The organism is uncultured Tessaracoccus sp. (genome assembly GCF_947255005.1).
Classification (GTDB): domain Bacteria; phylum Actinomycetota; class Actinomycetes; order Propionibacteriales; family Propionibacteriaceae; genus Arachnia.
The window spans coordinates 1-9,693 of record NZ_CAMYFI010000076.1; the positions used below are offsets into that span (position 1 = coordinate 1).

General features: G+C 60.9%; 10 protein-coding genes. 8 read left to right on the plus strand and 2 right to left on the minus strand.

Annotated features, from left to right (window positions below; genetic code table 11):
• Positions 1-425: 425 nt before the first annotated feature.
• Both Q0X61_RS11655 and Q0X61_RS11660 read left to right on the plus strand, forming a co-directional pair.
• Positions 426-650, plus strand: coding sequence for a DUF2188 domain-containing protein (locus tag Q0X61_RS11655; protein WP_297742842.1), 225 nt, complete (start codon positions 426-428; stop codon positions 648-650).
• 170 nt (positions 651-820) lie between these two features.
• Complete coding sequence (locus tag Q0X61_RS11660; protein ID WP_297742844.1) at positions 821-1,402, plus strand: hypothetical protein; 582 nt, start codon at positions 821-823, stop codon at positions 1,400-1,402.
• On the opposite strand, the gene Q0X61_RS13440 is transcribed toward Q0X61_RS11660, so the two are convergent.
• On the minus strand, positions 1,399-2,511 hold the full coding sequence (locus Q0X61_RS13440) for a site-specific DNA-methyltransferase (RefSeq protein WP_367270743.1): 1,113 nt from the start codon (positions 2,509-2,511) through the stop codon (positions 1,399-1,401). The genes Q0X61_RS11660 and Q0X61_RS13440 overlap by 4 nt on opposite strands.
• Positions 2,512-4,168: 1,657 nt before the next feature.
• On the opposite strand from Q0X61_RS13440, the gene Q0X61_RS11665 reads away from it, so the two are divergent.
• The 3 genes from Q0X61_RS11665 (at position 4,169) to Q0X61_RS11675 (ending at position 6,113) form a co-directional block, all read left to right on the plus strand.
• Positions 4,169-5,104, plus strand: coding sequence for an ImmA/IrrE family metallo-endopeptidase (locus tag Q0X61_RS11665; protein ID WP_297742846.1), 936 nt, complete (start codon positions 4,169-4,171; stop codon positions 5,102-5,104).
• Positions 5,105-5,220: 116 nt separating this feature from the next.
• Positions 5,221-5,640 carry a hypothetical protein gene (locus Q0X61_RS11670; RefSeq protein ID WP_297742848.1) on the plus strand — a complete coding sequence of 140 codons (420 nt, stop codon included), beginning with the start codon at positions 5,221-5,223 and terminating at the stop codon, positions 5,638-5,640.
• A gap of 17 nt (positions 5,641-5,657) precedes the next feature.
• Positions 5,658-6,113, plus strand: a complete 456-nt coding sequence (locus tag Q0X61_RS11675; RefSeq protein ID WP_297742850.1) for a hypothetical protein — start codon at positions 5,658-5,660, stop codon at positions 6,111-6,113.
• Between the two features lie 117 nt (positions 6,114-6,230).
• On the opposite strand, the gene Q0X61_RS11680 is transcribed toward Q0X61_RS11675, so the two are convergent.
• Positions 6,231-6,584 carry a hypothetical protein gene (locus tag Q0X61_RS11680; protein ID WP_297742852.1) on the minus strand — a complete coding sequence of 118 codons (354 nt, stop codon included), beginning with the start codon at positions 6,582-6,584 and terminating at the stop codon, positions 6,231-6,233.
• 277 nt (positions 6,585-6,861) lie between these two features.
• On the opposite strand from Q0X61_RS11680, the gene Q0X61_RS11685 reads away from it, so the two are divergent.
• From Q0X61_RS11685 to Q0X61_RS11695, 3 genes are all read left to right on the plus strand, one after another.
• Positions 6,862-7,665, plus strand: coding sequence for a hypothetical protein (locus Q0X61_RS11685; protein ID WP_297742854.1), 804 nt, complete (start codon positions 6,862-6,864; stop codon positions 7,663-7,665).
• Positions 7,637-8,272 (plus strand): hypothetical protein, encoded by a 636-nt coding sequence (locus Q0X61_RS11690; protein ID WP_297742856.1) that lies wholly within the window; start codon positions 7,637-7,639, stop codon positions 8,270-8,272. The genes Q0X61_RS11685 and Q0X61_RS11690 overlap by 29 nt, the downstream gene beginning before the upstream one ends.
• Before the next feature lie 167 nt (positions 8,273-8,439).
• Positions 8,440-9,150 carry a hypothetical protein gene (locus Q0X61_RS11695; RefSeq protein ID WP_297742858.1) on the plus strand — a complete coding sequence of 237 codons (711 nt, stop codon included), beginning with the start codon at positions 8,440-8,442 and terminating at the stop codon, positions 9,148-9,150.
• Positions 9,151-9,693: the final 543 nt, after the last annotated feature.

Genomic DNA, 9,693 nt, shown 5'->3' on the forward strand with positions numbered 1-9,693 from the left:
GCCGCGAGTATCCAACATGAAAGCCCCCAGAAACCGGGGTTTCTAGGGGCTTGGCTGTGTTGTGAAATTGTGAGATTTTCCATCAATCCCTGACTAGGCCCAATGGAGGGTCTCCGGTGGGTGTGTGTCCCTAGCCAGAAGCCTGATTGTCCACGACGCTCTGGGTGCGTCTTGCAGTCACCCTGTGCCCCAGTATCCTTCGACCCCCTGTCCGGGTTGGGTGGGGAGAGCAGAGGCTCCGATGAGTGCTCGACGCTGCGCCGGGGCCGGGGGAGTATCTCAGCCAATCCCCTGACTAGGCACTAAACAACCTCGCCGGTGACCTCCCGTACGTCATACCAAGCGAAAACCGTACAGCACGTCAGACAGAATTGTCAGTCCTTCGTGGGAACCTTGTCGTGAGACGAAGGGAGGAGGTGAACAGGATGGCCAAGGGAAACATCGAGACGTACTACGAGGACGGGCAGTGGAAGAACCGACCTCAGGGCAACCAGCGGGCCAGCAACGTCCATGACAACAAGTCAGCAGCACAGTCGGTGGGTAGAGGCATGGCGAAGGACCGGGGCGTCGAGCACGTCATCAAGAAGAGAGACGGCACCATCGGGGAGAAGAACTCCTATGGGCGGGACAAGCACCCACCCAAGGGCTAAGCCGCAAGAGGGAGGATCTCGTCACCAGTTGGGTACCGAGGCCCTCCCTCTTGGCTGCTCGTGGAGTTGAGCGGTTCCACCGCGATCTGGTAGGTCGGTGGGCTCGGCTCCAAGTTTGGCGAATGCCTTACGTCGTCAAACGCTCGTCACTAGGGCTTACACGCGAGATCGTGAACACTGACAAGTTCAACCCGCAGCCTGCGCTGCCATATAACCTCCGAGTACTCGACTTCCAGAGTGCAATGCAGGATGTCTATGACTTCTTCTATGACGTGAATCGTCACTTCGCGGATCGCAGCCTGCCGCGCTTGGACGACATGCTGAGGCCCGCAATTTGCTCAGGTCTGATCTCCGACATGCTCACGGAGTCGTTGGCCAAGCATTCTCGGTCGCTGACTGTCAATGCTTACTTCAATGGGCATCCTGATTTGCTGGTCAAAGGTATTTACCCGGATGACTCGGTTCAATCCGGCACCCAGGGTGTGGAAGTGAAGTCCACACGGAAGAGGGGCGGCGCCGTGGATACTCATGGAGGGCGGGATCAGTGGATGGCCGTCTTCGTCTACCAAGTTGATTCCGCGACACAGCCTGCTGTCAGTCGCGCTCCCATGCGGTTTACCGAGGTCTATCTCAACGAGGTTCGGGCAGACGATTTCCGCCGGAATGAAAGAGGGGACCTCGGGACGCGAACGTCGACACTGGATCGCGATGGGATCGCGCGGCTTCGCGAGGGATGGGTCTATCTAGCCTAGTGGCAGTCCCGGACGGACAAAGCTGTGAGCCGAGGGATGGACTCTTTCGCCAGCTCGAAGTAGGCGGGGTCGGTTTCGATGCCAATGCTCCGGTAGCCGACAGCATTCGCCGCTGCCAAAGTAGACCCTGAGCCCGCGAAGGGGTCGAGAACAACTCCCTCCCCTAATGGAAGGATCGCACGCACCACTTGTCGCAAGAACTGTTGTGGTTTCAATGATGGGTGATTGGCGAGCCGCTTCTCCCTGGCATTCGTTGGCGCTGAACGAATCACGTCGCCAAACGGCTTGTCTTCAGAGATGCGACGTAACCCCCCAGTGCCCCACTTTCGAAGATTATTCGCGGCAGTACCTTCAAGAGGACGTCGGAAGAGAAGCCACGGTTCCCACTGGCTGCGAGGCATCATGGAGACATCACGGAACTCTTCGTGAGCGTTCTTGGGGCGGTCCCCGCCCCGCATCGTTTGCACCAGCCGCACGACTTCTCCCCTCCGCTCCAAGCCCGCCTGTTGTAGAGCCCACGAGATTCGATGGGAAACGAGTGGGTTTGCGGCCATGAGCAGATGGGCTCCTGGTACCATGACACGCAGCAAGCGCTCCCCAACCTCGCGAAAGAATGTGTCGAGTCTTTCGAGCTCGGCAGTAGATAATGTCGTGAATCGCGGCAAAGGCGACCTTAGATGACCGTCGAAGGACGGAGGGATGCGCCAGACTCCCCCGCGCCCGCTGCGGAGCTTCAATTGTTCCTCAGGAGTGTATTCGGTGAGCCCATAGGGGGGGGTCCGTGACGACTCCCTGGATTGTGTTTTCAGGCTGTTCTCGGAGCCACTCGTTGGCTCCTTGGAGGTGGAGTGTGGCGTCTTGAAAGCGAAAGACCCCCTCGGGGTCATCGTGCTCACTATTTGAGAGCGGACGTTCAATCCAGTCGATACTGGTCTGGGCGTATCGGTGGCGGTAACGCCCCCGCGACGTTCGCTCGACTGCATCGCGTCGGAGTCGAAGGCTTGAGCTGATGGACGACGGGGCCACCTTCGAGCCCAATCTTGCAGAGACCTTGGCAGTGATCTCAGTGAGCGAGAGGTCGTTTGGGGAAGCCTCGCTGAGCACGGCATCTACCGCGTCTCGGACATGGCCGGGCTTATTGAGTTGGTGCATGCAGCTACGGCTCCTCGATACTATGCCTTATTTTCTCTAGTCTAATGACGTCCAGACGTCAAAGCAATGGCTCTTGGGCCTCTGTGGAGAACTTTCTTCAGAAGTCCACAGATGAGGATTCTCGCGCCCCGCTGGTACTGATTGGGTGTAATCTACTCAGCTCATCAGCACGACCCTGTAGTTCAGAGTCGCCTAGACGGTATGGGTGAGTTAGGCGATGACTCATGGGCCTGGTGTGGTTAAATGAACGGGTGTCTACAGTGAATGCGTCGCCGGTCATCGGGGATGTCTACCGTTGTGCCCCCAGTACGTCCGTGAATGGTGATGTGCATGGCTCGAATGGCCGACTTTGCGGCACGGTTGAAGTCACGAGTCGGTCGGTCATGACTTTGACGAGGACGAGGCATCCCGAGCCAGGGGCTCGAAAGTTGGAGTCGCCGCGGCATCCGGAGATCGGGCTTACTGATGAAGGATTCTGGACGGATCAGAATCAACGTCCTTTGGCTCGCGCGTGGTTGAGTGATGCGTCCAAGTGTGACTACACTGGTAAGCTGCCTGAATCTGAGACGGATGCACTGGTGCGCTTCTGGGAGGCTACCAAGCTATTGGGGCGAAGATGCCTGTAGATACTTCGGATGTCTTTGGTGTTCCTTTTGACCTCCCTGAAGGACAGTCGTCCGACGCTGCCTCGGTGGGGGATGTTTGGGTTCTCAGCGCTGATGGTAGGGAAACCGGCGTTGTCCTTGTAGCAGCCGTGCGGCCTAATCATGTGTTGGCGTGGCCGATTACCAATCCATCTTTACATGCAACCGCGCCCGCCTTCCAGATTATGCTCCCGACTGGCGAGCGTCTGGTGGTGTGGCCCGATGCTGAGTTTGGCCTGTCGATGGCTGCGCTAGATCGAAGGTTGGCTTCCGCCGTGCTCAATGATCGAACTCTGCGATCAATTCGATGGTCCATGCCGTCAGGAGAGGTCGTCGAGGGCGTACAGACCTGTCCCATGAGCGAATCAGAAGAGGCGGAGGCTGCGTTTGCTGCCGTTTGTCTGTCGGCATGGTCCATGGGTGATTGGTCGTGGCCCAATGCTCATGAGGGTGTTGGGGTGATCCGACAGGAGGTACTCCGTGAAGCTGGAGTCGAAGCACGCGACTTGGCGCGCCAGCTCGACGTTAAGCCGTTGAGAGCTTCTGGGCTGGCTCGCGGGGAGAAAGTTCCGGACCGCGATGAGATAGCTCGGATGATTCAACTCTTTCCAGAGGGGACTACCCCGATGGACATTCTGAGGCCACCAGACGGAGACGAGGCCCAAGTGCTTTCAATGCCCGAGTTCAAAGAGCGTATCCGGCATTTGGCATTGGTACGCAGTCTCAACGAATCTGAGGCAAGGTCTCAGGTCTGGGAAGCAGCTCGCTCGAATGCTGCGCGACAATCAGCGCACGTTAATCAAGTCGAGGCCGCCCGGGCTCGCGTGGCCTACGCCATTGAAAGTCTCTTGGCAGGGCATGAATGAGTCTTCCATTGGTTTTGTCGCCACGAAGTTGGGATCTTCAGAAAAATATCGTTGCGGCCAGCCAGTGCCTTCGTGAGGAACTAGCTCGCCGTTACCCAGGGGTCATGGAAATCGTGGCACGCAGCCCGCAGGCAGCGCTTGAGAGTGTGCCTGATGTTGAGGTGCGGTGGACTGCCGGGCCCCCGAAGGGGGCTTGTGAGTTGGGCGGCGTATATGACGGGGACCGTGAGCCGCCGCTGATTACCGTTAGACGATTTGAGAACGATAAGCGAAATAACTTTACTTGTTTGCACGAACTTGGACATCACCTGTTGGCTCAGAATGAAGAGTGGCAGTACGACGTCCTGCCTACCCTTGGTCCGGATGCACGTCGCCGAGTTGAAGAGAAGATCGTCAATGACTTTGCGGCGTCGCTGCTCATATCGGACACCGATGTCGAGCTGCACTTGGGTTCGGGGGTGAGCGCTCGTGGGATTATCTCGCTCATTCAGCAGACCCATGCGTCGGCAACGTTGTGCTGCATCCGCGCTCTGCATCGTCCTGGCGAACGACTCATCATGCTGGCTGACCTCGGTGGGCGCATTAGGTGGTCTGGTTCCAGCGGTTCGCCGTATAACCCCGGAAGGAAGGTGAAGCAGCCCGCCCTCCTGCGAGCGATTGAGCGCGCCCAAGAAGATGCGGGTGAACATACGATAGTGGGCGGCGAAGGTATTCGCTATTCCACAGGCAACTCTAATACCGATATCAGCCTCAACGTGGCCCTCCACGATGCGCTGGCAGTCGCCGTCGTCACTTCGACGCGCCCCCAGTCGAGGGGCTGGGTTGACGGGGGCTGGGAAGAAATCTGTGAGCAATGCGGGTCAGGGTTTCTGATTGACACCTCTCCCGGGCATTGCGCGAAATGTGATGCTTGGAAGTGCCCCCATTGTCGGACGTGTGGCTGCGTTGTGGACAACGCCGTCTGTTGCATGAAGTGCTTCTTGCAACTCTCCGTGGCAGAGGCAGCGACTGGGCAGACCCAACATGAGGAATGCCCTTGACCTCCTGAATGTCGTCGGCCCAGCGAACGCTTCCGCTGCTCTTGTCTCTGGAGCGCTGCTTCACCCAGCCTCCTCTCCTGCACTACGTTCCTGCACAAGGGAAGAAGGAGAGACCGATGGACGACAAGGAACACCGTAGGCCAGCAACACCGAGGGAGATGCTCCTCGACCGTCGTCCGCGCACCGAGGACTGGACGTGGTTTGAGCGGCATGTGGCCGAGGACGGATCGGGCTTGCCGTGGAGCCTGCGGGTGGCGTTCGCGACGTGCCGGGCGGTGCATCAAGCCATGCTGGCCCTCAGCGAAGAGCATCCGGGCCGTGCTCGGCACTTGGAGATGTACGACCTCCTTGCCTCCGAGGTGGGGATCAAGGAGCGCACCCTGCGACGGATCGCCTACGGGGAGCGGTGGTCAACACTGCCGGAGCTTGACTCGCTTGCCCAGCATCCGTGCACTCGGGAGCACCTCGAACAGTGCTTGCAAGACATGAACGCAAACCTGCTACCGTCCAGGCCAAGCTTGGCCTGGGGACCGTAACCCCAAGCCAGGAAGGCATGGAACGCGATTGGTTTGCACGGTTGGAGGAAGACCTCCACAGCAAGATCAGCTTGCTGTCCTACCGTCAGGCCAGACAGCGAGCGCTGCGATTGCCTCGTGAAGGGAATACCGACTGGGGCGCAGTGTCCCGCGCACTGACCACCGATTGGGGGACCCTCCCCCGATGGGAGCCGACCGTTCCTGAACAGCTTCGATCTGTTGGCCTGAGCCTTGCCCAAAAGGTTCGGGAGGCGATGGAAGGCAGGGAGCCTGAGCGACTGTCTGCCATTCATCGTCGGGTGGCAGCACTCGTCACCGAGGTTCAAAAGGATCACGGTCTCGACCCAAAGCCTCTCTCGTCCGCGCAGACCAGCGCAGCCTTGCGCTACCTGCGCAAGCGCGGAGAGGTGGCAACCGATGAGCAGAACTACCACTCGCTCGTCGCACGTCATCATCAACAGCAGAAGGAGTAGTACCTAACCATGAATCCGCGCACTTGGGCGCGCCGCACAAAAGAAGAAGCCCTCAAGATCAGCAATCGCAAGGGCTACCTACAAGGTCTTGGAATCACCTCAGAGGTAGCTTACGCATCATCGCTGGTCAAGGATTTCTTCGCGTGTCGCGCGCTGTGTCTTGCCTGCCCTCATGTCGGGCCCCGGCCACAGTTCTCGATCCAACCATTCCTCCAGCCGAGCAATCGCCCCGAAGTCTGGCAGCGTCTCGCCCCTCAGCGTGCGCTCAATCGTGCGACGGCTGACCTTCGTGTCCTCTTCAACGGATCGCAAGGAAGGAGTTCCAGACTCCACCAGTGCATCGCGGAGACGCTTCGCGAACTCTTGGCCGTAGTGTGCGCTGACCGGAGCGTCGTCGCGAAGGTGTCCGTCCGGCCAGTCGCCTGCGCACAGGTATGTGCGTGGGGCAGCGTCTCCGGCAGAACGTGGCATGGGCTCACTCTAGAGGGTCTGGGCGATTTCAGGATTGTCATTGATTGCTACTATAGTTGCGTCCGTGGGTCTTATAGGTCCCATAGAAGCGGAGTGGAAGCATGCCAGCGCATCGCGTCATCGGAGGTCACGTCGTGACGACTCCTGAAGGCGTATTCGAGCACCACCGCCCGTCGCTGGAGAAGGTGCCCGAGGACGTGTGGCTGATCGTTCGCCCTGTGGCGGTCGAGGCCTGTCGTGCTGCCAACTTGTGTCCGTTGCCTCGGAGCACGAGGCGATGCGATTCGTGTGGTACTTCCTCACATGGGCCCATCGGCAGGACATTCCTCTGGAGCTGGAGACCTTGTTCATGCCGTCGATGGTGGAGCGCTACTGCGCCACGCAGGCCACGCACTTGTCCTTCGAGGCTCGTTCGACGGCGCGCAGTCGTCTGCGCAAGGTGGGGCGTGCCTGCACGAAGCGGGCGCCGTGGGCCCCGGAGCCCAAGCCGTTTGCGGACAACCACACCATCATGCCGCCGTACTCCTCGCAGGAGGTCGAGGGGTTCTGGCGCGCGGCTCTGACCCAGCGCACCCCGCGTCGCCGTCAGGTGGCCCGGGCGGTGCTCGTCTTGGGGCTGGGGGCCGGGTTGGCCCCGCGTGAGGTGGGACTGGTGAGCGCGTCGGATGTTCGCATCCATCCCACGGATTCTGGGCTCCGGGTGGTCCTCCTACCGGATCGGACGGTGCCCGTGCTCGCGGAGCGGGCCAACCCGTTGCGTGACCTGTGTCGCGACTACCCGCAGCGCCCGCTGGTGGGGCCGCTGAACCCGAAGGCGAAGGACCCGCTAGGCAGTGCCCGGAGTCGGGTGGAGTGGCCGAAGCATCTTCCCGCCCTGCGGTCGTCGCGGCCGCGAACGACGTGGATGGCCACGGTGCTGGCGCAGGACCTTCGTGTGAGTGAGTTCATGGTCATTGCCGGGACTATCTCTGCCAAGAGCATCGAGGCGATCGCCCCGCACGTGGCTGGTCGCTGGGATGACGACGAGTACCTCTGTTCAAGGGGGCGGGCCTGTGAGGCGTGCCTCGAAGCACCAACGTGACCTGAAGGCGCGAGCCGTCAGGGACCTCGACGTGGCCGACGCCCTGCGCGTGGTGGACAACTCGGGGATCGCGGAGGTGCTGGAGCGCGACATGAAGCAGCAGCGCGGTCGTCCGCGCAAGTTCGCCTGGCGTTCAGTGCTGGCGTTGCTCATCCTCGCCGCCTTCCAGCAGGAGTCCGGCGTTCACATGGCCCGCACCCAATACGTGTTCTGGGGGCTCACCAAGCGTCAGCGCGCCCTGCTGGGGCTGGGGGACGATACCTCGAACAGCGGCATCGACGGCTATCTGAACGACCTCCTCGATGCGACCTGCGAGGCCGTGGACGTGGAGACGGGGGAGGTGTTCCCACCGCACATCAGTGTGCCGGAGATCGAACTGCTGAACGGACTGCTTCAGGGGGCGATGGGTTGTATCGAGAAGCCCGATGGGGCGCTGGCCATCGACTCGATGCCCGTGGAGTCATGGGCCCGTCGCCGTGGGCATCTGCGTGATACCGCGGAGCAGAAGGAGAAGCGAGCGCGCCAGCGCAGACTGGGCAAGGGCGTCTCCGAGCCTCCCCACATCAGCGAGCCGGGCTGGCCGAAACTCAAGGACAACGGTAAGTAACAGATGACGTTGGACCCGGACGTGTACGACGTGTTCATGGCGTCGAAGAATCTCCAGAAGGCGCACATCGTCGCTGGCACCGACCTGCATGTCGCCGTGGACGTGTCCCCGCTGGGCGAGTCTGACTACCCGCAGATTCCTCGTGGGTTCATTCTGGGGACGAGAACATGGACAGGATCGAGTCCCTGTTGGCGCTGCTGGATTCCCTGCGGCGTTTGGGAGTCGACGTGGACAAGGTGCTGATCGACCGTGGCTACTCGCAGTTGCCTGGGTTGGGCATCGAGTTGAGCAAGCGCATGATTCAGCAGTCGATCAAGTTGAAGTCGAACCAGCTGGGGCCGCATGGCACCCCCATTCCCGGGACCGTCATGATCGACGGTGGTCTGTTCGTGGGCTGGATGCCGAAGCATCTCTGGCAGCTTCCGAACTTCGACCTTTGGATAACGGCCGAGGAGACCGTGGCCCTGGCGGAGCGCTACGAGGAGCGCCTCCCCTACGCCTTCTCTCCCAAGGGCAAGCCCGATTGGGAGCGGGGCGTACAGCAGTACCGTGGCCCGGCAGCCTCCGGGAAGGTGTCGTGCGCGAAACGCCCCGAGAGCCTGCGAACCATGCGCGCCATCGCGTCCCGTCGGTCGCCCAGCATGAGGCTGGCGAGCCCGTGCAGCCCTGTGCGTGCAGCGCCCAGCCGAGCCTCGGTCCCGAGGACGATCTCGATCTGCGCCAGCAGTTCCTCTACGGCACGAAGAAGCGGCTGGCGGACCATTCGCGGCGCAGTAGCGTCGAGGGCAGCAACGCGAACTTCACGACCCAGATTTCAGCCCTCGGGAACCGTTAATCCATCCGAGTGTTCAAGGGCAGGCGCAAGCGCCAGTGGCTGACCTATTTCCGCGTCATCGCCGCCGCCATTCGACTCATCCGCAGTCGCTACGAGACCTCTCCGTCGCTCGTGGCTGAGGGAGGGAGGTCTCCACCCCTGCGCTCAAGGCTGTCCGTCACGATAGAGACGGGAACGAGAAGCACACCCTGAACGTGCAGGTCTTTTTGCGACGCAAGGCGCGAAGGCTCCGAGGGGCTCCTCCTCGCAGCACCTTGCCACCGTCGAGGCCGAAGGGCCCACCACGCTGGGCCCGACATCCTTCCCCGCTCGCTGGAGACAGCGTGAACTGATTCCCAACTGTGGATGGCCCCTGCCCGGAATCGCTCCGGCAGGGGCTTTTCTTGCGTTCTGATCGTTCGCTTGGGTGTTTTCGAGGGCTGATCTGGGCCCTGAATGACGTTCACGCCAAGGACGGATTCGCAGCGATCCGACGGTGAGTCGCTGGCGAGGGATTTCTGGAACGAATCGGCGGATTAGCCGGAAGATCACATTGTGGAGCATAGGGGACTCGAACCCCTAACTTCCACCTTGCAAAGGTGGCACT

What these genes read in the sequence shown, in the direction of transcription:
- Q0X61_RS11670 (WP_297742848.1), top strand. Translation starts at nt 5,221, where the DNA reads ATGGACGACAAGGAACACCGTAGGCCAGCAACACCGAGGGAGATGCTC.
- Q0X61_RS11695 (WP_297742858.1), top strand. Translation starts at nt 8,440, where the DNA reads ATGGACAGGATCGAGTCCCTGTTGGCGCTGCTGGATTCCCTGCGGCGT.
- Q0X61_RS11655 (WP_297742842.1), top strand. Translation starts at nt 426, where the DNA reads ATGGCCAAGGGAAACATCGAGACGTACTACGAGGACGGGCAGTGGAAG.
- Q0X61_RS11665 (WP_297742846.1), top strand. Translation starts at nt 4,169, where the DNA reads ATGGAAATCGTGGCACGCAGCCCGCAGGCAGCGCTTGAGAGTGTGCCT.
- Q0X61_RS11680 (WP_297742852.1), bottom strand. Translation starts at nt 6,584, where the DNA reads ATGCCACGTTCTGCCGGAGACGCTGCCCCACGCACATACCTGTGCGCA.
- Q0X61_RS11685 (WP_297742854.1), top strand. Translation starts at nt 6,862, where the DNA reads ATGCGATTCGTGTGGTACTTCCTCACATGGGCCCATCGGCAGGACATT.
- Q0X61_RS11675 (WP_297742850.1), top strand. Translation starts at nt 5,658, where the DNA reads ATGGAACGCGATTGGTTTGCACGGTTGGAGGAAGACCTCCACAGCAAG.
- Q0X61_RS13440 (WP_367270743.1), bottom strand. Translation starts at nt 2,511, where the DNA reads ATGCCGTGCTCAGCGAGGCTTCCCCAAACGACCTCTCGCTCACTGAGA.